Origin of the sequence: Methylocystis sp. IM3, from assembly GCF_038070105.1 — a bacterium.
In the GTDB taxonomy this organism is placed as follows: Bacteria; Pseudomonadota; Alphaproteobacteria; order Rhizobiales; family Beijerinckiaceae; genus Methylocystis.
The window spans coordinates 689,380-712,367 of sequence record NZ_JBBPBZ010000002.1; the positions used below are offsets into that span (position 1 = coordinate 689,380).

Consider the following 22,988-nt stretch of genomic DNA (forward strand, 5'->3'; position numbering starts at 1 on the left):
TTTTTGCTCTACGGGCTTGCAGGGCAAGAGTCGTGCAGTGGGATGAAACATTGGCTCTCGTAAGGCGACTGACGGCGACTTTTCCCTGGCGCCGGGCGCTTTGGACAGCGCCGGCGCTGTTCATGTCCCTTTCAGGATGCGGCCGTGACCAGGGACAGGAGGCGGGGGAGCCCCGACCTGTGCGCGCCGTCGTCATCGAGAAAAGCAAACTCGGCGAGACCGTGGAGCTAACCGGCAGCATTCAGCCTGAAACCGAGGCCGCTCTTTCTTTTCGAATTGGCGGACGGATGGTCGAGCGCTTCGTGGGCGCCGGCGACACTGTCAAGGCCGGTCAGTTGCTCGCGCGGCTCGATCCCCAGAATGAGCAGAACGCGCTCCGTTCGGCCCAGGCGCGGTTGACCGCAGCGCAGGGGCGCTTGCGCGAGGCGCGCAATGTTTTCGCGCGCGAGCAATCGCTTCTCGAGCGCCGCTACACGACGAAGACCCGATACGACCAGGCGCTGACAGCGGTCGAAACCGCGAAGTCGGACATAGAGGACGCGACGGCGCAACTCAAGATAGCTCAGGACATTGTGAGTTTTACCGAGCTGAGGTCGGATTTTCCGGGAACGATCGTTGGGCGCGCGGCGGAGGCTGGCGAAGTGGTTCAGCCGGGCCAGGTGATCTTCCGCCTCGCCCGCACGGGCGGATGGGACGCCGTCTTCGACGCGCCAGCGCGTATTTTGCGCGACGCGCAGCGCGACGCGCGGGTCGATCTGGCGCTGACCGATGACCGCCGCGTGACCGCCGTCGGCCGGGTTCGTCAGGTGGACCCACAGGCGGACCCGACGACGCGCACCTTCCGCGTCCGGGTGACGATTCAGTCGCCGCCTCCTGAAATGCGCCTTGGCGCCACCGTCTCGGGGCGCGTCCGGTTGGATGCGACGGCGGCGATCGCGATACCGGCGGCCGCTCTGACCGAGAGCGACGGGCGGCCGAGCGTCTGGATCGTCGATCCCGGGACAATGACCGTTGCGCTCCGCAATGTGAAAGTCGCGCGGTTCACCAGAGACGCGGCCGTCGTCACGGAGGGATTGAAGCCGGAAGACACCATTGTCACGGCTGGCGTTCAGGCGCTCCACCCCGGCCAGAAGGTCCGGTTGCTGGAGGCGGGACCGTGAGCAGCCTCAATCTCTCCGCCTGGGCGCTCAGACACCGCTCCTTCATGGTCTATTGCATGATCGCGGTCGTCATAGCCGGACTGAATTCCTATTTCAGCCTGGGGCGTGACGAAGATCCCAATTTCACATTTCGCACGATGGTGGTCCAGGCGTTTTGGCCGGGCGCGACAATCGACGACACGCTCAAACAGGTGACGGAGCGCATAGAGCGCAAACTGCAGGAGACGAAGAGCCTCGATTTCGTGCGCAGTTATACGACAGCCGGATCGACCACCATTTTCGTCAATCTGAAAGGCGCCACGCCTCCCTCGGAAGTCCCCGACATCTGGTATCAGGTGCGCAAGAACATCGGGGACATCCGCCACACGCTGCCCGCCGGCGTCGTCGGCCCTGGTTTCAACGACGACTTCGGCGACACGTTCGGCATTATCTATGGGTTCACGGCCGACGGTTTTTCGCAGCGCGAATTGCGTGACTACGTCGAGAAAGTCCGCTCGCGTCTCCTCGCGGTCCCTGACGTGTCGAAAGTCGAGGTGCTGGGCGCGCAGGAAGAAAAAATCTTCATTGAATTTTCCACCAGGCATCTGGCGGGGCTCGGGATCGACCGCGCGCAATTGATCAGGACGCTGCAGGAACAGAACGCGGTCAGTCCTTCCGGCGTCGTTCAGACCGAAGACGAAAAACTTTCCTTGCGCGTTTCCGGCGGTTTCGATTCCGAAAAAGACATTCTCGACATCAATATCTCCGCCAATGGCCGCCTCGTGAGGCTGCGAGACATCGTAGAAATACGGCGCGGCTTCGCTGATCCGCCGCAATCGATGTTCCGCGTAAACGGGCGTCCGGCGATCGGGCTCGCCGTCGCCATGCGACCCGGCGGCGACGTGCTCTCGCTGGGCAAGAACATCGCCCAGGCTATGAAGGAGGCGACCACGGATCTGCCGGTCGGGATCGAGCCAATCCTCGTCGCCAATCAGCCACAGATCGTGGAACATGCAATCGGCGACTTCATGACCTCGCTATGGCAGGCGATCGCCATCATCATGGCGGTCAGTTTCGTGAGCCTTGGCGTTCGCGCCGGCGCTGTTGTCGCCATCTCCATCCCGCTGACGCTCGCCATCGTTTTTCCGATCATGACGATGGCGGGGATCGATCTGCAACGGATTTCGCTCGGCGCGCTGATCATCGCGCTGGGACTGCTGGTCGATGACGCCATGACGACCGTGGACGTGATGACCTCGCGGCTGGCGCTCGGCGACGACAAGGAGACAGCGGCGAGTTACGCCTATAACAGCGTCGCCATGGCAATGCTGACGGGTTCTTTCGTCTCCGCCGCCGGCTTCGTGCCGATCGGCCTCGCCAAGAGCTCTGCCGGCGAATATACATTTTCGATCTTCGCTGTCGTGTCGATCGCGCTGATCGTTTCCTGGTTCGTCGCGGTCCTCTTTACCCCTCTCGTCGGCGTTTTTCTGCTCGCCAAGCCGGACAAGCCCGTCACCGAGCAGGAGGGGCGCGTGTTGCAGGCCTTTCGCAGGCTGCTGGTCTCCGCCATGCGGGCGCGCTGGGTCACGATCGGCGCGACGCTCGCCTGTTTTGTTGTCGCCCTTTTGGTCTCGCCGCTGGTTCCACGGCAATTCTTTCCTGCCTCGGACCGGCCGGAACTCGTCGTCGATCTCTCCCTCCGTCAGAACGCGTCGATATATGCAAGCCAGGAGGTCTCGGAGCGACTGGATAAAATTTTAAAGGGCGACCCCGACGTGGCGAGCTGGAGCGCCTATGTCGGCCGCGGCGCGATTCGCTTCTACCTCCCACTCAACGTCCAGCTGGCGCATGATTTTTTCTCGCAGTTCGTGATCATTGCGAAAGACGTCGATGCGCGCGAGCGCTTGCACAGAAAATTGGAGACCGCGCTCGCCGAGGGCTTCCCCGGGCTCGTGACGCGAATTGCGCCGCTCGAACTTGGTCCTCCCGTGGGGTGGCCGGTTCAATATCGCGTGAGCGGGCCAGACGTCGAAAAGGTGCGGGATATCGCGCTCAGACTCGCCACGAAGATGGGCGAGAACCCGACGGTGACGCGGATCAATTTCGACTGGATCGAGCCAACCCGAGCGGTTCATGTGAAAGTCGATCAGGATCAGGCGCGGCTACTCGGATTGAGTTCGCAAGCCGTGGCCAGCGCTCTGCAAGGCGTTGCGACCGGCCAGACAATCACGCAAGTTCGCGACGACATCTATCTCGTCGACATCGTCGCGCGCGCGGCCGAAGAGCAGAGAATGTCGCTCGATGCGCTGCAATCCCTGCAGCTGCCGCTGCCGAACGGCGGCGTCGCGCCCCTGAGCCAGCTTGCGACCTTGGAATTCAGGCAGGAAAGCCCGCTCATCTGGCGTCGTAACCGCACGCCGACGCTGACCGTGCAGGCAGACCCTGCAACGGGCCTGACCGCGGAAACCGCCGTCTCATCGCTGGCGACCTCGGTCGCCGAGTTGAACGCCAGCCTGCCGGCCGGCTACCGGATCGACACGGGCGGAACGGTCGAGGAAAGCGCGAAATCGCAAGGGTCGGTCTTTGCGCGCGTGCCGCTGATGCTATTCCTGATGACGACGTTTCTGATGATCCAGCTCCAGAGCTTCAGCCGGATGTTCCTCGTCCTGTCGATCGTGCCCATGGGATTGATCGGCATCATCGCCGCGCTGCTCATTTTCGGAAAGCCGCTCGGTTTCGTGGCGATCCTAGGCATCCTGTCGTTGCTCGGCATGATCGCGCGCAACGCCGTAATCCTCGTGGAGCAGATCGAGATCGAACGGCGCGAACAGCCGGATCAGTGGAAGGCCGTCGTTGACGCAACGATTTCGCGGTTCAGGCCGATCGTGCTCACGGCGGTCTCCACGGTGCTCGGCCTCATCCCCATTGCGCCAACGGTATTCTGGGGGCCGATGGCCTTCGCCGTCATGGGCGGCCTGCTCGTCGCCACGGTTCTCACCCTGATTGTCACGCCGGCGCTCTACGTCCTGTGGTTTGGGATCCGAGAGCCAGCCTGACCAAAACGCCGTGGCGTGTGACTTTTAGTAAAGCTCAGAGACGAATCGGAAGTCCTTGAGACTAGCGAGGTCATCATATTCGAACTCAGTCGAACGCTCTGGCAGAAAGGCTTTTTCGCGCTCGATTTTCTCGTAGGGAATGGCGTCGAGAAGATGGCGAATGCAGTTCAATCGGGCGCGTCGCTTATCGTCCGATCGAACGATGGTCCAGGGCGCATATTTCTTGTCGGTCGCCTCCAGCATCATGTCTCTCGCCCGGGAATATTCATACCAGCGGCCGCGCGAACACAGGTCCGTCGGGCTCAGCTTCCACTGTCGCAGCGGGTCGTCGATGCGCGCCTCGAACCGCCGCTTCTGTTCCGCCTCGCTCACCTCCAGCCAGAATTTGATCAAGACGACACCCTCGTCGACGATAAAGAGTTCGAACTCGGGACAGACTTCCAAAAAACGACGGTGCTGGCTTTCCGTGCAGAACCCCATGACATATTCAACGCCAGCGCGATTATACCAACTGCGGTCGAAGATCACGATTTCGCCAGCCGCGGGGAATCGCGCGATATAACGCTGGAAGTAAAGCTGTGTCTTTTCGCGATCTGAAGGAGCCGGCAGAGCGACGACCTGGAAAACACGCGGGCTCACCCTTTCCGTGATCGCCTTGATGACGCCGCCTTTCCCAGCGGCGTCGCGACCCTCGAAGACCACAATCACGCGAGCCTTTGTGCCGGACCCAATCCTGAAGGGCGCAAAGCTCGATTTGCAGTTTCCGCAGTTCTGTCTCGTAGTCCTTGCGCTTCATTTGCGCGCGTCCTCCGCGTCACACCGATCTCTCGGAGGTCTCTAACATTGTCGTTGCACGCCGCCGGAATCCGGCGCTCCGCTCTTTGCCCGCCGCCGCATCCAGAGAATCGATTATTCGCCACGCGTGGTGGAGCGCCTTATCGGCCCATTGGAGGGCCAGCAACGCCTCGTTTGCGGCCGCAGCGGCGGTCTGCTGGCGAGCGACTGACTCGAGAATTCTTTCTCTGAGCGCCATTCGCTCCTCCGCCAGTTGCCGCGCCGCGGCGTCGACGGCCTGCAAAACCGGGCCGCTGACGACATCCGCAGGCGTTTTCTGCGCCTCGAGCCATGCACTCAGGGCCTGGGCGCCCGCGGCAGTGGCTGAAGCCGGCGTCGCCAGAACGATCGCTCTTTCGCTGAGGTCGTGATGCAACCGCTTGAGGTGGTCGATCGCGTGGCAAAGACGAACCAGGCGCGGCTCCATGTCGGCGATATCGAGTGTTTCCAGAGACAGCGACTCGAGGAAATGGTCGATCTTGCGCACCGAGTCCTCAGGCGGTTGGTAGGCGGTCTGTTCGCCGGCGAGCCGCCGACGCACGGCGTCCACTGCGCCCCTGGAAACCTCGAGCAGCGCCCGCCAGACCGCTTCCAGCGCAACAGGCCCGCCGGCTTCCGCAAGCGCCGGCTCCAGGCGGCTCACGGCCGACTCTTCTCCCTTACCGGACAGCTCGATGATGAACCTCGAATAGGCGTCGAGCCAGGGGAAGAAGACGGCGACGCCCATTAATTTGAACAGGCTGCTGAAAGCGGCGACGGCGAGAACGCCGTCATAGTCGTCCAAGCCGGAGACGACCCAGGTGGCGGCTTTGGCGAGCGGAGACAGGAGCAACATCCCCAGGACGCCGACCACGACGCTGAAAATAATATGCGCCAAGGCCGAGCGCCGCACCGCGAGGCCGCCGCTCATTGCCCCGAGCGCCGCGCTGGTCGCCGCGGTGCCGATGCTTTGCCCCACCACCATGGCGCAGGCTTGGTGAAAATCGAGGCTTCCCGCATGCAGAGCGACCAGGGTCGCCGCCGCTGCGGCGCTGGAGCTCTGCATGACGACCGTCATGACGAGCCCGAGACCGGCGAGAAGCCATTTGGCGGCCCATCCGTCGCCGACAAAGGAATCGATGTTCCAGGCGACGTTTCCCATTCCGTTCTGTAGATAATCCAGCCCGACGAAGATGAGCCCAAAGCCGGCAAGGATGGCGCCGCCCGCGCGCCACCGGCCCTTGGCGACCAACCAGAGAAAGGCGCCGATGCCGATGATGGGCATTGCAAAGGCGGATATTTGCACCCGGAAACCGAAGAACGCCACCATCCAGGGCGTCGTTGTGGTGCCGAATGTCGCGCCGATAAGCACGCCGATCGCTTGGGGAAAGCTGACCAGGCCGGCGCTGACAAAGCCGATGACGGTGAGGACCGTCGCGCTCGAAGATTGAATGAGCGCCGTAAACACCGCTCCAAAGATGACCGCGCTCAAACGACCGCGAACAAGGGTTTGGAGGGCGCGCCTGAGCGAGTCGCCGGCAAGTCCCTTCAGGCCTTCGGTAAGATGGTGAATCCCCAGCAGGAACAAGCCGAGCCCGCCCAGGATAGTCATGAAGGAGGAAGTATCCATTTCGGCGGCTCGGGTTCATCAAGCAACAAATCAAGGGGTTTTGTTCACTTTACTAGTTTCGCCAACTCTGACAAGTTCACGCTCGAACGGAGGCTTGATCAGTGAGCGACCAACAGCTTTACTCGCCGGAGAATTGGCACGCGCTCCAGTTTCAAGAAGCGCTTCGCCGTCTGGACAGCGACCCCTCGCGCGGCCTCTCCTCCAGCGAGGCGGCCCGGCGGCTCGGGGAGTACGGGCGCAACCGCTTGCCCGAAGGCGCCAAGCGCGGGCCGTGGATGCGGTTTTTCCATCAATTTGATAATATTCTGGTTTATATCCTCCTCGCGGCCGGCTTCGTAAAGCTGATGCTCGGTCTTTGGCTCGACGCCTCGATCATCACCGGCGTCGTGATCATCAACGCGGCGCTCGGTTTTCTCCAGGAAGGAAAGGCCGAGAAGGCGCTCGAGTCGATCCGCAACATGCTCTCCTCCGATGCACGTGCGCTCCGCGACGGCGAGCCTCGCGTGGTTGCGGCTGACGAACTCGTTCCAGGCGACATCGTGCTGCTGGAGTCTGGCGATCGTATCCCTGCGGATTTGAGGTTGGTCGACGTCAAGAATCTCCGGGCCGACGAAGCGGCTCTCACCGGCGAATCCGTGCCGGCCGACAAGACGACGGAGGCTGTTGCCGAAAATGCGACGGTCGGCGACCGCGACGACATGGCGTTTTCCGGGACCCTGGTCGTATCAGGCCGCGCCATCGGCGTGGTCGTTGCGACGGGGGCGCAAACCGAACTCGGCCGGATCAACCAGATGCTCGCCGCCGTGGATGCGCTCGAAACGCCGTTGCTCCGGCAGATCAAGGATTTCGGCCATACAATCGCGAAAGTGATCGGATTCGTCAGCGTCGCGGTTTTCGCCTATGGGCGCTGGGTTCGCGATCTTCCTTTCGTCGAAGCTTTCCAGGCGGTTGTCGGCATTGCGGTCTCTGTCATTCCGGAAGGCCTCCCCGCGCTGATCACGATCACGCTGGCGATTGGCGTGCAGCGCATGGCGCAGCGCCACGCGATCATCCGTCGGTTGCCCGCGGTCGAAACGCTGGGATCAGTGTCGCGCATCTGTTCCGACAAAACCGGCACCCTGACCTTGATGGAGATGATGGTCGCCTCGGCAGTCACGGCCGACGCGAATTACCGTGTGACGGGCGATGGCTATGCGAGCGATGGTCAAATTCTCGTCGACGGCGAACCCGCCGCCAGCGCCGCCGCGCTGCGCCAGATGGGAATGGTCTCGGCGCTGTGCAACGATTCCGAGTTGCGCGAGGTCGACGGAGTATGGAAGGCGGAAGGCGACCCGACCGAGGCGGCGCTTTATCCCTTCGCAATAAAACTCGGGTTGGACCGCGGCGCCGAACGACAAAAGCTTCCTCGCATCGACGCGATTCCCTTCGAGTCGGAGCACAAATTCATGGCGACCCTGCACGAAGGAGGGGACGGTGACCGCCTCCTCTTCGTCAAGGGCGCGCCGGAAGTCATTCTCGCCCATTGCGATCGCCAAGAGACAGAAAAAGGCTTCGAGCCCCTGCGGCGCGACTACTGGGAGGCTGCCGCCGATCGACTGGCCGCGCAGGGCGAACGCGTCCTCGCTCTTGCCGGTTTGCGCGATCCATCCTTTGAAAAAGCAGGCCTTGGCCCAGGAGATCTGCCGAAGACCCTGGTGCTGTATGGCATTGTGGGTCTCATGGATCCGCCCCGCAAGGAGGCCGTGGAAGCGGTTGCCGAATGTCACAACGGCGGCATTCGCGTCACCATGATCACGGGCGACCACAAGATTACCGCCGCGGCAATCGCCAAACTGCTCGGCATTGGCGACGGCAGGACCGCAGTCGCGGGGACCGAAATCGAAGCGATGAACGACGGTGCACTACAGGAGGCCGTCAAAGACGTCGATGTTTTCGCGCGCGCCAGTCCCGAACATAAACTGCGTCTGGTCAAGGCCATTCAGGCCAATGGTCAGGTGGTGGCGATGACGGGAGATGGCGTCAATGACGCTCCGGCGCTCAAGCGCGCCGATATTGGCGTCGCCATGGGGATCAAGGGCACGGAAGTGACGAAAGAGGCGGCTGCGATGGTGCTGGCCGACGACAATTTCGCGTCGATAACGGCAGCCGTGCGCGAAGGAAGGACAGTATACAACAATATCGAGAAAGCGCTCTTATTCATGCTGCCGACCAACGTCGCGCAGGCGCTTGTGATCCTTGTCGCGATCGTCGCCGGCTTCATGTTGCCGATCACCGCGCCCCAGATCCTGTGGGTCAATATGGTGACGTCGGTCGCGCTCGGGCTTGTGATCTCCTTCGAACCTCACGAATGCGACGTCATGCGGCGGGCGCCGCGCGCCGTCTCGCGGCCGATACTGGACGGCTTTGCAGTATGGCGGGTGATCTTTATCGGCGTTGCGCTCCTAGTTCTCACGCTTGCGGCGTTCTTCTGGATGAAATCCCTCCACGCATCGGATGAACTGGCGCGCACGGTCGCCGTCAATACATTGGTCGTCGGTCAGATTTTCTATTTGCTCAACAGCCGGTTCAAGACGGAATCCTCCCTGTCTCTCTCGGCGCATCTCGGAAATCGTTATCTGCCGCTCGGAATCGCCGCGGTCGTGATTCTACAACTTCTTTTCACCTACGCGCCCCCGTTGCAGCGTCTCTTCGGCACGCAATCGGTGCCCATGAATGTCTGGCCTTGGCTGTTTCTTGGCGGTCTCGTCTTCTTCCTTACCGTCGAAGCGGAGAAGTTCCTTGTCCGCGCCTTTGGTCTTGTCGGCGTGCGAGGCGGTAAGCAACAGGCCGGGACCGTTTCGGTGACGCGGGCGCCTTCGGCCCCTGCTCACGCCGTGGCGTCTGGGTCGGGGGCGTGGCAGGCGTGGGCCGGCGCTCTTGCGGTCGCCGCGCTGATTGGCGGCGAGATCTTCGTTTTCTTCCGCGCTGCGCCAGATCAGCCGCTTTCATCCGTCGCGGCCCCCAGCCACTTGTCGTCACAGGCGGTCCTCTCCGCCGCGCGGCCCACGGATACCCGCGCGCCCGTCGACGTCTTTGCGTCGACGTCGGGCACGATCATCGCCATTCTTTGTGAGGAGGGCGCCGCGGTGAAGGCCGGTGAAATATGCGCCAAGCTCGATCCCGCCTCCTTTAGGGAAGCCATCGTGCGCGAGAAAGACGCGCTTGCGAAGGCTTTGCAACGACAACAGGCGAGCGCGGCGGTCGTCGCTGCGGCTACAGCGGACGTCGAGCGCAAACGACGTGCGCAAGGTCGAGTTCCCGCGCGACCGGCGCCAGAGAAAGCGCGGGCCGTCTTGGAGCGAGCCACAGCGCGAGCAGAGACCGACAAAGCTGCGGTCGAACAGGCGAGGGCTGCTTTGGCGACGGCGGAAAGGTCCCTCGCGCAAGTCGACATTGTTGCGCCCATCCCCGGCACGATCTCGTCAGTCGGGAGCGTGGGTGCGACGGTCGAGCCTGGCAAACCGCCGGCGGCTTTCTCAATCGCACCGGACTCTCCGCACGAAAGCAAGGGAGATTCGCTGCCCGACAGTTCTGCCGCCCCGTAGAGAAGCTTTTCAGAAGTTAAAGACTTGCAGGGCTGGTGAAATTCGCCACAAGCTGAAAAGGTATGTTGACGCATGACCGAGATCGACTCCTCTGACCCGAGACCTGCAAATCGTCCGCGGGGGATTATGCCCTGGCTCGGCGCGCGCTTGCCTTATCTTGTCGTCCTGATCATGGCGCTGCTGGGCGTGGCTTACACCAGCATGTCCGGCAGGCCCCTTTACGGATATTGGGAGTTCCTGGCGATCGCGATCGGTGTGGCCTGTGTCGCCATCGGTTGGCGCAGGACGGCTGACAAGGCCGCGCGCAGGCAACTCCTGATTACGCAGTCCCTGCATTGGCTGGCCTTCCTGATCGCAATGAGCATTCTGCTGCTGCCATCGGTGAATACGTTTCTCAATGGGCCGGCGACGGGCCTCGCGCTCATGTTGCTGCTCGCGCTCGGAACATTCGTCGCGGGCGTCCATGTCGCCGCAGAAATTGCCGTGCTGGGCATTGTGCTTGCGCTGACGGTCCCAGCGTTGGCGTGGCTCAAACAGTCTGCGCTGATGTTGGTGCTGATCGGGCTTGTCATCGGCGGCTTCGCCGTGGCCTTCCGTCCCCAGCGACCGAACGGCGATTGATGCCCTGGAAATGCAGGCGAAGGCGCTGCGCTTGGTTGGCGCCGGGCGTCGCCGTGCTGGTCGGCGTTGCGTTGGGCGGCTGCGCTGCGCCCATTGGCATGCTTGAGCCGGCGCCGGTTCCGGCGCCCGACGCGACGCATCTCGACATTCTGGTCGCTACGACGCGCGCTGCGTCGACGGACGCCGGCGTTCTTTTTTCGGGAGAACGAGGCGAAGCGTCGCTTGCAAGTTTCGTCGTGTCGATCCCGTCAGATGAACGCCGGCAGATCGGTCAGGTTCAGTGGCCGCGGACGCTGCCGCCCGACCCCAACACCGAATTCGCTACGCTCGACATAAAGCGGCTTTCTGGATCCCGGCAGTTCGAGAGCTGGCTGGGGCGGCATGCCGACAAAAATCGTCGTGTCCTGGTGTTCGTGCATGGATTCAACACGAGGTTCGAAACCGCCCTTTTTAGCTTTGCGCAGATATTCCACGACTCGGGGGCGCAAGCGGCTCCGATATTATTCAGTTGGCCGTCTCGTGGCGGCGTTTTCAACTACGTTTACGATCGCGAGAGCGCCGCCTTCTCGCGGGACGCGTTGGAGAAATTGCTGCGACGGCTCGCGGCGAGCCCGGACGTTAGAGAAATAACCGTGCTGGCGCATTCAATGGGCGCCTGGCTCACCATGGAATCGCTGCGCCAGATGGCGATACGTGACGGCCGCCTGCCCGGTAAAGTCCAGAACGTCATCCTCGCCTCGCCGGATTTGGACGTCGATGTGTTTCGCGCGCAATTCAGGAGCTTTGGAGAGAAGCGCCCGAGCATTGTCGTATTTTTGTCTCGGCAGGATCGCGCGCTTCAGCTGTCGCGCGGCATTGGCGGGAATGTCGAGCGGCTTGGGGCCATCGACCCGTCCGAGCAGCCATGGATCGGCGAAAAAGGCGTGGAGGTGGTCGATTTGAGCGACACAGCGGGGGCCGATCCGCTGCGCCACAGCAAGTTCGCTCAAAACCCGGATGTGGTCCGTTTTCTTGGGGAGGAATTGATCAATGGAGCCTCCCGCGCGCCGCCAACGGGTTTCGGAGAGCGCATGGGAGAACTTTCGACGGGCGTCGCGCAAGGCGTAGGGGGCGTGGCCGGCATCGCCGTCAACGCTCCGATCGCGATTGTCGATCCTGATTTTCGTCGCGCTTATGCGGATCGGCTTCAGCAATTTCGGGAGGCGGTCAACAGTGCGGTTGCCTCTGGCCCCGATCGGTGACACTCTATTTTGCAGCTATCTTTTTTGCATTGGCGAAAATCGGAAAGTCGCTCACGTCCGAGACGCAATCCCTAAACCGCCCTGATGAGGTCAGCGAACAGGAGGCAGCAATGACCACGATCCCCCGTCGTGCATTCCTTGGGTTTCTGGGCGGAGCCACGCTTGCGGCGGCCGGGGTCTCCCTGACGCCGACGGCTGTCATCGCCGCTCCCTTCCCAGTCGACGCTGATCCCTCGTCTATGCTCAACTCTCCCATCGAGGAGGCGGCCGTTCGTACGACTTGCTGGTGGCACAGGGGCCGGCGTGTCTGTTCCCGTCGGCCCGTGCGTCGCGTTTGCTGGTGGCGCGGCGGGCGACGAGTTTGCGCATGGCGGTAGCACGCCTCCGCTATTAATGATTTCTGTTGAATCTGTAATGAACAGAGATGTGCGCATCTCGCCCTCGAGGCGAGGTGGTGGGGATTAATTGCGCTCCCTTCAAACCATGTGCAAAAGCGGGGGAATCAAAAACGCCCCGCGCTTACCTCCGGCGTCGGGGCGTTCTGCCGCCAGCGTTTCCGCCGACGAGGAAAAGCATAGCCATCTCGCATGACCGAAACGTGACTTGTCTGGGCAGACCGAATGGCGGCGAAACGGCCGCTACTTTTTGGGGGTCTCGTTTTTCTGGCTGGCAGGATGGCTGCGCGCTGCGCCCGGCGCAAATTTGTCCGCGGGGGGCGCGTCGGGAGTCGCGAAGCCGACAAGACGTGCGGGGCGCGCGGGGGGCAGCAACACGCTGCCGGCTTCTGCGGCGCGCGCCGCCGAGCGTACAGCCGTAATGGGCGCGCCAAGAACCGAACGGGCGGAGGCGCGCGACGCTGGCGTCGCGGCCGTCAGCGTGTTGAAATTGGATCTGTCGAGACGTGCGGGAACGAGGTCGCCCTTCTGGGCTGCCGCCCGGCGCAATGGCTTCCCAGCATCCAGCTCCTGCGCCGCTTCGTCGGCGGCGGCCGGCGCATAGGCAAGGGCAGGGTCGTCCTTGACTGGCTGGGCTTCGGCCGTTTCGGGGGGGAGGGCGGCGGCGCGCTCTCTCTCGCCGTGCCGGCCGGCCGACTGCAGCTCAGGCTCCGCCGAAGCCGTCAGGCTTGCTGGGCGACGGGGCGGCAGGGGGGCCTTTGCATAATGGCGCGCCGAGACGCTTTCCGAATTTTCGCCATCCTGGAGGCTGCTGGTCGCTGACGCTTCTTCCGGCGCGGTCTCGTCGAGAGAAGCCGGGCGGCCTCGCGGGGGGAGCGGCACATTGGCGAAGTGGCGCCGCCTCTCTTCTTCAGCCGGCGCCTCAGTCAAATTCTCTGGCGGGATGGGCGCAGCCGATTGGGGCGCACGGACCGGGTCCGGCGCGATCGCCACAGCGCCTGTCGCGCTCATGACCGTCTCGCCACGGGGAAGGTCGGCTTCCGCGCGGGCAAACTGGCTGCGGCCTCGGCGACCGGGAGGCGCTGCGGCGACAGCGCCCTCTTCGCCGCCGGCTTCATAATCAGCCTGTGATCCGCGTCCACGCGGGGCCAGGGCGGCCCATTGCTTGCGAGTGCTTGGCGGCGGCGCCGCAATCTCGGCGTCTTCGTCTTCTCCGCCGCCGCCGCCAAAGAGCGCGGCGAGGAAGCCGCCGAAGGTCCGGCGCGGCGCGGCCGCGACATAGGCGCCGTTGCCACGGGCTTCGATCTCCGCTTTCGCTTCTTCATAGGCAGGAAGCGGCTGACCGTTCGTCGGAAGATGAACCGTCTTGCCGTCCGGGAAGAGGCGGACAAGCTGCTCATAGGTCATGCGCGGCCAGGACCGCACATTGCCCACATCAAGATGGACAAAGGGCGTGTTGGCGTTGGGGTAATAACCGACGCCGCCGCGCTGCATCCGCATGCCTATTTCGCGTATCTCGGACATCGGCATACCGGGCATGGTCGTATCCATCGCCTTGCCGAGCATATGCTGTGAATATTTGGCGACGGCGCGCGAGCGGGCGCGCAACATGGCGTTGGTTTCGGGCGAGCGATAGGCCGAAACGACATTGATGACCTGGTTGCCGGCGCCCGCCGTACGATACGCCTCCCACACCACGTCGAACAGACGGGGATCCATATTGGTGGGCTCGTCCCGCCGCCAGTCGCGCAGGAACCAGTTGAGCTGCTCCAGGACCCGGCTGTCATACTGGCCGTTGACGAGATAGGTGGCGGCAATGTCCTCGCCGGTATGGGCGTGGTGCAGATAGATTGTGCGTGTGTCGCCGTTCGCGACGGCGGTCTCCGTCATGCTCGGCGCCAAGATCGAGACGAAGGCGCCGAGACAGCCGAGCGCAAGGGAGAGCGGCGAGCTTGACCTGTGTCTGGCTTTGGCGCGACGCGTCGTCAAAAGGATTTCTTCCCCGTCTCGTTTGAGGCTGGCCCTTCAAGGCGCCGGCCCAAGATCGTTTTCCATCCCTTGCCCGTCGGACCGGCGCGGCGCCAGCCTCTGGGCGCCCCCAACCTGGGCGGGGGCTTGTATTTGTAACCGTCCGCTTCGGCGCAATCGCACGGGCGCGTCATCGCCCAGCGCCCGTGTGGGAAATGGATCCAGCCGGACGAATTTCCCTGAACGCCGTCAGCGTTAGGGTAGCATCGTGGCGAAAAATAGCCAATCAGCGGAGCGGGTCGCAGGCTAGCTGCTCTCTCAGCGCGTCGCGACGGGGAGAAATTTTGCGCTCAGGATCGGTTGTGAGCCAGGTATCATGGCGAAAGGCGCGGCGGCGTCCCGGGCCGTGAAAGCTTCAGACGGCGGACGGCGCGGCGGCAGCGGCGGCGGGTCGGCGAGCGTCGAGGGCGTGCGGGGGATCGCCGTCGAGGCTTCCGAGCGCGCGACTGCATCCGAGGACAGACGCCCCTCTGGGACGCGCTCCCGATCCGCCACCGCGATACGGATCGAGCCTCTGGGCGAGGCCTCGGGCGAGGAGAAGGCGCCTGCGACGGCCGTTTGAACCTTGCGGGCGAGATCGCCGAAGGGATTCGCGGCGACAGGAACCGCCGCCTCGGGCCGGACGCTAGCGGAAACGGCCTGGCGCTGGCTTCGGCTCGCGATCAGCACCGGATTGTCGCCATTGCAATTGCGCATGCCGAGCGCGATGAGCTCGCTTCCGCGCAACACCCTGTACTCACGCGTCAGATACCCGAGCCGCGCCTGGACTGCGGCGGGATAGGCTGCGAAAAGCTTGGCGGAGACGCCGAGATCCACTTCTTTGGAGATCGCATTATAGGCTTGATGGAATTTCACCTGCGCGTCGGGATAGACGCAGACATTGGGCAGGCTGAGCGCAAGCGTGCACGCCGAGCGGCATTCATGCAGACGAACCTCCCGGTTTTCGCGGCGATATTGTTCGGTCTGCGCCTCATAATCGGTGACGAGCCCGCCCACGTCCTTGTAGACGATGACAGGCGCCGGCGACGGCGGCGGCGAAAGATACCCCAAGACGCACCTCTACGCTTCACGGACGGGACGCTCGGTAAATTATTCACCATGATAGGGTGAACAGCTTCTTAAGGAGCAAACTCAGCTTCTTAAGCCCACGCGCAAGCCCGGCGAAGGTCGTTCTTGCAGAACATTGCGGCGAAAATGGAAGAGGGCCGCCGGCCGTCCGCCGGTCCGCAGGGACATCTCTCCGGTTGGTTCGACAATTGCAGAAGTTTCAACCAGTCTTCGGAAATTCTGCTTGTGGAGATGACGCCCCGCGATTGCTTCGACTGTCCGTTGCAGCTCGGTCAGAGTAAAAGCCGGCGGCATCAGCTCGAAAATCACGGGCCGATACTTCATTTTGGCGCGCAGCCGGCTCATCGCCGTAGCAAGGATGCGGCGGTGATCGTGCCGCATCGGATCTCCAAGGGGTTGGAGCGCGCCGCGCCGGGCGGCCGCCTCGCGCCCGTCCCGCAGCGCCTCCTCCACCATTCCGGCCTCGTAAAGCAGTTCGTAGCGTTCGAGAACGTTTTCCTCGTTGAAACCGCGCGCGCCGAAAAGCAGCTCGACCCGCTGATGGCGCGAAAGCCCCGAGGAGGAAATGGCGTCCGGCGATTCTTCGACCCATTGACGCAGGCCCGGCGCAATCGTCGTTTCGATGAGTTCGGGCCGTCCGTTCCGCCAGTCCTCCCAGGGAAAGAAGTCATGCCAGCTGCGCCAGGCGCCGATCGCCGGGCGCTGGCTGTCGTCGCCGATGCGCGTCAGGGCGAGATATCCGACGGAAACCACGTGCGGATCGCGGTCGCCGGCCCGTGCGTGGCGACCGCGGTCGCCGAATGTGTAGAGCTGCTCGACATAGCCGAGCGGCGCGCCCGTCTGCTCCGCAACCCAGGCGCGCAGACCGATCTCGAAGGTCCTGTGGCGAATGGGATCGAAGGGACCCGAGGGCAGGGCGGCTTCGCCGCTTCGCTCATCCGCGCGGGTCGTCAGGATGAGCGGCTCCTCGCCGCGAACGGCGACAATCGCCGCCGTCAAACCGATGGCGACCGGCGGAGACAGCGTCGGACTGGCGGCTTTGTTCTCTCGCGTCTCGATCAGGCCAGTTCGAGCGCGAAGGGCGCTCCCTCGAAACAGTCCGCGCCACGGCCGATCGCGGCGATGGCGGCGGCCATGCGGCCCTCACGGCCGAGCCGGCGGTCGGCGAGCGCGACGAGCCGCCGATTGGGGGTCGCCGTCGGGGACATGCGGCGCAAGTCGCGCGCGAGATCGAATTCGCAGCGGTGGGGCGCAAGGGCGCAGGCCGCAATGTAGGCCGCAGCCGGAGACCGGCTCACGCCCGCATAGCAATGGATCACGAGCGGGTCGGCCTGGTCCCACGCCTCGATGAAGGCGAGCAGCCGGTCGATATGCTCCTCTCCGGGCAGGACGTGGCCGTCGACATGCGCGTCAATGTCCGACACGGCGATGCGCAGGTGGCGCTCCCTGGCGATCTCGCAAGGGCGCACCAATGAGGCGCCAGCCGTCAGGATCGTCACCAGTGAGCGCGCGCCGCTGCTGCGCACCGTGTCGACCACCTTGGTCATGGAACAGACGTAAAGTCGCCCGTTCGACATCGAAATCCTCTTAATCTTCCGCTAGCTGCGGTCGATCGCACGAAAACGGGCGAGGAAGCGCTCCTGCGTCGCCTCCACGGCGGCAGGCGCGAGCTCGTCCGTCAGGGCCTGCGGCGAGATCGCAGGGCGGCCGAAGATGCGCTCCGCCTCGCGCCGTGTAAAGCCTGCAAGCGACACGGCCTCGAAAAAAGCCGCGGCGCGATCCGCCTGCTTCGCGAGCTTGAGAGTCTCGGGAGAGGGCGTCGCAGGAAGGGAAAAGCGCAGCAGGATGGCGCCTAGTATTCTGTTTTCAATAGACTTGTAAGCGTCGCCGATCACCGCCTTGAAAGGCGAAATCATGTCCCCGATCACATATTCGGGGGCGTCGTGCAGCAGCATGAACAATCGCTCGGCGCGCCCGATCGAGGGGTCCAGCTCGGCCGCGACCTTCTCGACCAGCAGGCTGTGCTGCGCGACCGAAAAGATGTGCGGGCCAATCGTCTGGCCGTTCCAGCGGGCGACGCGGGCAAGACCATGGGCGATGTCCTCTAGCTCGATGTCGAGAGGCGAAGGATCGAGGAGGTCGAGCCGCCGGCCGGAGAGCATGCGCTGCCAGGCGCGCGGAGCCGTCTCCTTCACGGGCCGTTTTCTCACCGGCGCGATGGACATGCAGGCCCCGTCGCTTGGCGGACATGGCAGTCCGCCAGATGGTCGTCGACCATCCCGACAGCCTGCATGAAAGCGTAAACAATGGTCGGGCCGCAGAATTTGAAGCCTCTGGCTTTCAGATCCCTCGCAAAGCGCGCCGAGACGGGGCTCTGCGTCGGAATGTCGCTCATCCTTCGAGGAAGATTCACGATCGGCTCCCCGTCGACGAAGTCCCAGACATAGGTCGAGAAGCCCTGCGCCGATTCGATTTCCAGCCAGGCGCGGGCAGACTGAATGGCGCCCTCGATTTTGGCGCGGTTGCGCACGATCCCGTCGTTTTGCATCAGTTCGTGCACGCGCCTGTCGTCGAAGCGGGCGATGCGCGACGGATCGAAGCCGTCGAACGCCTTTCTGAAGGCGTCTCTCTTGCGCAGGATGGTGATCCAGGACAGGCCAGCCTGAAAACCATCCAGGATCAGTTTTTCAAAAAGCGCACGGCTGTCCCTTTCCGGCCTCCCCCATTCCCCATCGTGGTAGGCGACATAAGCCTGATCGCGTCCGGCCCACGGGCAGCGCGCCAATCCATCCGGATGGACAATGACTTGATCCCCCCAACTCGCTGGTTGTTCGCGGGCGGACGGCAAGACCTTGCTCTCCCTGGATGTTGATTCGAACGCTTTATGGCGCGTTCAGATTGCGTTCACAACCACGTTGGGACTATCGTTGCGCCGCCGCTGACACGCCGCGCTTCGAGGTGGCGCGCGGCGTGCTTGATTGCGCCGTCGCAAGTCGCTGCCGATATCACAAGCGGCTTCCATAAGGGGAGATTTATATGGTGATCCGTCTCGTTGTTTCCCGCGCTGCGGTGGGCCTCGTCGCCATGGGCCTCGGCGTGGCCGTTTCGGGCGAAGCTTTCGCCCAGGCCAATGTGCTGAAGGAATGCGGATCTCGTTATCAGGCCAAGAAGGCTGCGAACGAACTCGGCGGACAGACCTGGCAGGAGTTTCTGAAGGAGTGCCGCGCGAGCCTCGCCGAGGCCGCGCCCGCGGAAGCCAAGCCCGCCGAAACCAAGCCTGCGGAAACCGCTGCGCCCGCAGAGGCCGCCAAGCCCGCCGAAGCCGCGAAGCCTGCCGAGGCTGCGAAGCCTGCTGAACCGGCCAAGCCCACCGAGACGGCCAAGCCTGCTGAACCGGCCAAGCCTGAAGCCGCGAAGCCGGCCGCCGACACCAAGGCGGCGACCCAGGCCCGCCAGAAGAAATGCGCCGCCGAGTGGAAGGCGCAGAAAGCGGAACTGCTCAAGAGCGACAAGAAGCTGACTTGGCCGAAGTTCTGGAGCTCATGCAACAAGCGCCTGAAGGAGGCCGGCGAATAACGCCGCGCCCCTAAGTCCCAGAGCCCGGCGGGTTCCTCGCCGGGCTTTCCTTTTTGGACAAAGTTGTCTTGCTCCTCGCGCGGGTTCATGCCACAGCACTGGCCGGAATGCACAGTTGGGAGGCTCGGCGTGGACAAAGGCGAATTGCGAAAGCTGCAGGCGTTCCTGCGCCGCTCCTTCGGCAATGACGATATCCGCGTGGCCCTTGATCCGAAGAACACGGAGAACGCCGCGGTCGCTCTCGGGGAGCGCCAGATTGCGACCATCTCGGTGGACGATGAAGATGGAGATCGCTCGTTCGCCTTCGAGATGAAGATTCCCGTTGGACGGGAAGTGCTGCAATCCTATCTGCGAAAGCTTTTCGAAAACGACCGGCTGAGCATCGTTGCGCGCGGGCGGAAAACGGACTCGGTGGAACTCAATAGCGACGGCGAGTTTCTCGGCGTTATTTCCGCCGACGACGCCAAGCTCTCGAGCTTCACGCTTCAGATCGCTATTCTCGATTTCGATCTAGAGGAAGAATAGGGGCTCTAGCGCGCCCTCGCGCGCATGCGCCTCACGAGCGCCCGGGAGCCATCGTAGAGCGCGTCCCATTGTTCGAGAAGGGACGCCGGATATCGCAGTTCCACATCGAGCGCCCCGTCTCGAAATACGGAAAAACAGTCCTCGCCTGGCGTGCGGGTCTCACGCTTCAGGCACCGCGCAAAGAAGTTGCGCCCGTCCGGCGCCGCAACGAACAGCTCCTCCAGATCATAAGGCGAACCCGCTTCGAAACGCCGGCGCACTAGCCCGCCGGGACCGACAAGCGTATCGGGCGTCAGGAAGTGGGTATAAACTTTCGTAAGGCGATCTTGCGGCTCGGGACCGTCCTCTTTCGTCGTCAGGACCATTGTGATGGAGGAGCGGGGCTGGCTCCGCCGGTCCATCGGCAGGGGGCTGAAGTCAGGGAAGGATACGACGAAGCCCAGGCGATCGGTGAGGCCGCCTGCGGCCGTCGCGTCATCACGCGCATAGGCGCGGGCATAGGCGAGACTTACGCCGCCGACCTTGGCGTGGACCAGCGTGTCCGGCGCGCTGTCTTGTGCGAGAAGCAGCAGCCCGGCGCCCATGCCGATCACGGCTGCCGTCATGAAAAAGATAAAGGCGAGCCTCACTGGAAAATCAGCTCACGTCCCGCAACTCGCCATTTTCGCGGCGAGGAAGGGGCTGTGTGAACTGCGCCCTCGGGTCGCCGGCGCCGATGACGCCCAATTGCGCGCCGCAAGACCGAGATGCTGGAAAAGAGGCTCGCCGCCAAAGCCGTTTTCACGCGTATTTTCCTGCACGAGATCGCCGTCCTTCTCATGCCCTGCGGCGGAAGGGCTGTCAAAAACCTGGCAGTCTCAGCCGGGCCTGCAGCCCGCCGCTCGGGCTGTCATCGAGTTCGAGCGCGCCGCCATAGGCGGCGGCGAGATCGACCACGATGGACAATCCAAGTCCGGAGCCGGGCTTGGTTTCGTCGAGCCGTCGCCCCCGCTCGGTGGCCTGCGCGCGCAATGACGGCTCGAGACCTGGACCGTCATCGTCGATGACGAAAACGAGATTGGTTCGATTGGCCTGGCCGGAAGGCTGCACAGATATGGAGAGATCGACCGATCTTTCCGCCCATTTCCCGGCGTTGTCCAGGAGATTGCCGATCATTTCCTCGAGATCCTGCCGCTCTCCCAGGAATCTCAGCTCTGCGCCGGCCTCGCCGTTGAACGTCACGCCCCGGTCGCTGTAAATTTTCGTGAACGTTCGCAGCAGCGCTTCGACGCAAGGCGCGACTGGGGTCGCGGCGCCGAGAGCGCCGCCGCGCGCCGCCGCACGCGCCCGGTCGAGGTAGAAAGAAATCTGGTCGCGCATGACGCGCGCCTGTTCATTGACCTTTTCGGCAAGCGGCGATGGCGCGGCGTCAGCCTCGTTGACCATGACGCTGAGCGGCGTCTTCAGGGCATGGGCCAGATTCCCGACCTGCGTGCGGGCGCGATCGAGAATGTCCCTGTTGGCGCCGATCAGGAGATTGAGTTCGTCGGCAAGCGGCGCGATCTCATTGGGATAAGCGCCGCTGATCCGCTCGCGCTCGCCGCGCCGAATCGAGGCGAGCTCCCGTTGAAGCAGCCGCAGGGGACGCAGGCCAAAGCGCACCTGAAAGGCGGCGACCCCGGCGAGCGCGATCGCCAGCGCCGCGAACGCAATCGTCAATTCGAACTGAAAGCGCGCGATGTGCTCTTCCATGTCTTCGGTGGTGGCGGCGACCTGAACGAGGTAAATCCCCATGTCTCCCGCGTCGATCACCCTTTCGACGATCCGCAGCCGACGGCCGTCCGGCCCCCGCGCGTCGCCGCGCCGCGAGCCGCCGACGCCGGCGGGCACGCCGAGATCGGCGAGTTTCGGCAGCTTCTCGGCAAAGAGCGAACGGGAGGCCTTGATCTCGTGCGTGGCGTCATCCAGCCGCGTGACCTGCCAATACCAGCCCGAGCCGGGCAGTTCGAATTGTGGATCGCCGAGCTGCCCCGGCCCGGTTCTGCCTTCCTGGCCCGATTCGGACACGTCGGCGACAATGGCGCGCAGATAAACCTCGAGCCGCCGCTCGAAGATTTCCTCGGCCTCCTGCCGGTAGTAAGCAGTGAAAAATAGGCTCGCCACCAGCAGCACGACGGCGCTCAGCGCCGCCGCGGTCAGAAAGAGGCGCGTCGCGATCGAGCGGGAGATGACGCGTCGCAGCCGCATCGCCGGCTAGCGTTTTACGCCGGCGCTCTCCGCCGGGGCCGCCGCCATATAGCCGAGGCCGCGGATCGTCTGGATCACATCGACTCCGAGCTTCTTGCGCAGACGGCCGACGAAGACTTCGATCGTGTTCGAGTCCCGGTCGAAATCCTGGTCGTAGATGTGTTCGATGATCTCGCTGCGAGAGACCACTCTACCGCTGTGATGCATCAGATAGGCGAGCAGACGATATTCGTGCGAAGTGAGCTTGACGGGCGCGCCATCCACGACGACGCGGCCTGCTTTGGTGTCGAGACGGACCGGGCCGCAGACGATTTCATTTGTCGCATGGCCCGCGGCGCGGCGGAGCAGCGCGCGGATGCGCGCCAGGACCTCCTCCATGTGAAAAGGCTTGGCGACATAATCGTCGGCGCCGGCGTCGAAACCCTGAACCTTTTCGCTCCAGCGATCGCGGGCGGTCAGAATCAGGACGGGCATGGCGCGGCCCGCCGCGCGCCAGGCCTCGAGCACCGTAATGCCGTCCTTTACCGGCAGGCCGATGTCGAGCACGACCGCGTCATAGGCTTCCGTCTCGCCGAGGTATTGGCCCTCCTCGCCGTCGAAGGCGCGGTCGACCGCATAGCCCGATTGTTCCAGCGCTTGCGCGATCTGGCGGTTGAGGTCCCTATCGTCCTCGACGACGAGCAGCCGCACTTCTTCCCTCCCGGCGAAACCCGCAGTTCGAGTCAATGATCCTTGTGGCCAGAATGCGGCTTGCCGGTCGAGGCGTCATAGACCGCCTTCACGAGCCGGCCGTCCGGCCGAAGCACGCTGATTTCGTAGATGAACGCCTCTTCGCGCCGGCAAAGCCGGGCGCCCAGAGCCTCGCCATTCTGGTCGCGCGCGGCCGCCCGCATGCAGGCGAAGGGATCGACGAGCTTGTGCGCTTCGATTTTCTCGCGGGTTTGGGCGGTCGAGAAACACTGGCTCCTCGGGCTCGCCCTTTCGGCGGCGCGCTCCACCTGTTCCTCCGCATCGGCGCAAGCTAGCGTCGCCGCGATCGTCGCGGCGGCCAGAGCGCTGCGAAACGTGAACATGGTCGTCGATCCC

General features: G+C 63.6%; 18 protein-coding genes and 1 pseudogene. 7 read left to right on the forward strand and 12 right to left on the reverse strand.

Features of this window, described 5'->3' with window-relative positions:
• The first annotated feature begins 32 nt into the window (after nt 1-32).
• Entirely contained in the window at nt 33-1,160 is a 1,128-nt protein-coding gene (locus WOC76_RS05100; RefSeq protein ID WP_341108523.1) for an efflux RND transporter periplasmic adaptor subunit, read from the forward strand.
• Nucleotides 1,157-4,195: an efflux RND transporter permease subunit gene (locus WOC76_RS05105; RefSeq protein ID WP_341387541.1), complete on the forward strand. Its 3,039-nt coding sequence runs from the start codon at nt 1,157-1,159 to the stop codon at nt 4,193-4,195. Before WOC76_RS05100 ends, WOC76_RS05105 begins: the two co-directional genes overlap by 4 nt.
• Before the next feature lie 24 nt (nt 4,196-4,219).
• On the opposite strand, the pseudogene ppk2 reads toward WOC76_RS05105, so the two are convergent.
• Nucleotides 4,220-4,991: pseudogene (gene ppk2 / locus WOC76_RS05110) on the reverse strand (polyphosphate kinase 2).
• An 18-nt stretch (nt 4,992-5,009) separates the two neighbouring features.
• Nucleotides 5,010-6,620, reverse strand: a complete 1,611-nt coding sequence (locus WOC76_RS05115) for a Na/Pi cotransporter family protein (protein ID WP_341108521.1) — start codon at nt 6,618-6,620, stop codon at nt 5,010-5,012.
• Nucleotides 6,621-6,739: 119 nt separating this feature from the next.
• On the opposite strand from WOC76_RS05115, the gene WOC76_RS05120 reads away from it, so the two are divergent.
• From WOC76_RS05120 to WOC76_RS05130, 3 genes are all read left to right on the forward strand, one after another.
• Nucleotides 6,740-10,222, forward strand: a complete 3,483-nt coding sequence (locus WOC76_RS05120) for an HAD-IC family P-type ATPase (protein ID WP_341387544.1) — start codon at nt 6,740-6,742, stop codon at nt 10,220-10,222.
• Between the two features lie 72 nt (nt 10,223-10,294).
• Nucleotides 10,295-10,843, forward strand: coding sequence for a hypothetical protein (locus tag WOC76_RS05125; RefSeq protein ID WP_341108517.1), 549 nt, complete (start codon nt 10,295-10,297; stop codon nt 10,841-10,843).
• A gap of 35 nt (nt 10,844-10,878) precedes the next feature.
• On the forward strand, nt 10,879-12,084 hold the full coding sequence (locus WOC76_RS05130; protein WP_341387545.1) for an alpha/beta hydrolase: 1,206 nt from the start codon (nt 10,879-10,881) through the stop codon (nt 12,082-12,084).
• Nucleotides 12,085-12,722: 638 nt separating this feature from the next.
• Here WOC76_RS05130 and WOC76_RS05135 read toward each other — a convergent pair.
• The 6 genes from WOC76_RS05135 to WOC76_RS05160 form a co-directional block, all read right to left on the reverse strand.
• Nucleotides 12,723-14,468, reverse strand: coding sequence for a DUF882 domain-containing protein (locus WOC76_RS05135; RefSeq protein WP_341431312.1), 1,746 nt, complete (start codon nt 14,466-14,468; stop codon nt 12,723-12,725).
• Nucleotides 14,469-14,765: 297 nt separating this feature from the next.
• The gene (locus tag WOC76_RS05140; RefSeq protein WP_341108514.1) at nt 14,766-15,557 is read right to left on the reverse strand and encodes a hypothetical protein; all 792 of its coding nucleotides are present in this window, start codon (nt 15,555-15,557) and stop codon (nt 14,766-14,768) included.
• Between the two features lie 81 nt (nt 15,558-15,638).
• On the reverse strand, nt 15,639-16,574 hold the full coding sequence (locus tag WOC76_RS05145; protein WP_341108512.1) for an NUDIX hydrolase: 936 nt from the start codon (nt 16,572-16,574) through the stop codon (nt 15,639-15,641).
• A gap of 59 nt (nt 16,575-16,633) precedes the next feature.
• On the reverse strand, nt 16,634-17,152 hold the full coding sequence (locus WOC76_RS05150) for a tyrosine phosphatase family protein (protein WP_341108510.1): 519 nt from the start codon (nt 17,150-17,152) through the stop codon (nt 16,634-16,636).
• Nucleotides 17,153-17,173: 21 nt separating this feature from the next.
• Nucleotides 17,174-17,800, reverse strand: coding sequence for an HD family hydrolase (locus tag WOC76_RS05155; RefSeq protein WP_341108508.1), 627 nt, complete (start codon nt 17,798-17,800; stop codon nt 17,174-17,176).
• Complete coding sequence (locus WOC76_RS05160; RefSeq protein ID WP_341108506.1) at nt 17,782-18,423, reverse strand: DNA-3-methyladenine glycosylase I; 642 nt, start codon at nt 18,421-18,423, stop codon at nt 17,782-17,784. The genes WOC76_RS05155 and WOC76_RS05160 overlap by 19 nt, the downstream gene beginning before the upstream one ends.
• Before the next feature lie 188 nt (nt 18,424-18,611).
• On the opposite strand from WOC76_RS05160, the gene WOC76_RS05165 reads away from it, so the two are divergent.
• Together WOC76_RS05165 and WOC76_RS05170 are read left to right on the forward strand one after the other, a co-directional pair.
• A complete protein-coding gene (locus WOC76_RS05165; protein ID WP_341108504.1) occupies nt 18,612-19,151 on the forward strand; it encodes a hypothetical protein in 540 nt (179 codons plus the stop codon).
• Nucleotides 19,152-19,280: 129 nt separating this feature from the next.
• Entirely contained in the window at nt 19,281-19,676 is a 396-nt protein-coding gene (locus WOC76_RS05170; protein WP_341108502.1) for a DUF3126 family protein, read from the forward strand.
• A 5-nt stretch (nt 19,677-19,681) separates the two neighbouring features.
• On the opposite strand, the gene WOC76_RS05175 is transcribed toward WOC76_RS05170, so the two are convergent.
• The 4 genes from WOC76_RS05175 to WOC76_RS05190 form a co-directional block, all read right to left on the reverse strand.
• Complete coding sequence (locus WOC76_RS05175; protein ID WP_341108500.1) at nt 19,682-20,305, reverse strand: hypothetical protein; 624 nt, start codon at nt 20,303-20,305, stop codon at nt 19,682-19,684.
• Between the two features lie 211 nt (nt 20,306-20,516).
• Nucleotides 20,517-21,902, reverse strand: a complete 1,386-nt coding sequence (locus WOC76_RS05180) for an ATP-binding protein (protein ID WP_341108498.1) — start codon at nt 21,900-21,902, stop codon at nt 20,517-20,519.
• A gap of 6 nt (nt 21,903-21,908) precedes the next feature.
• Nucleotides 21,909-22,592 carry a response regulator transcription factor gene (locus WOC76_RS05185; RefSeq protein ID WP_341108496.1) on the reverse strand — a complete coding sequence of 228 codons (684 nt, stop codon included), beginning with the start codon at nt 22,590-22,592 and terminating at the stop codon, nt 21,909-21,911.
• Between the two features lie 32 nt (nt 22,593-22,624).
• Nucleotides 22,625-22,975 carry a PepSY domain-containing protein gene (locus WOC76_RS05190; protein WP_341108494.1) on the reverse strand — a complete coding sequence of 117 codons (351 nt, stop codon included), beginning with the start codon at nt 22,973-22,975 and terminating at the stop codon, nt 22,625-22,627.
• Nucleotides 22,976-22,988 lie beyond the last annotated feature (13 nt).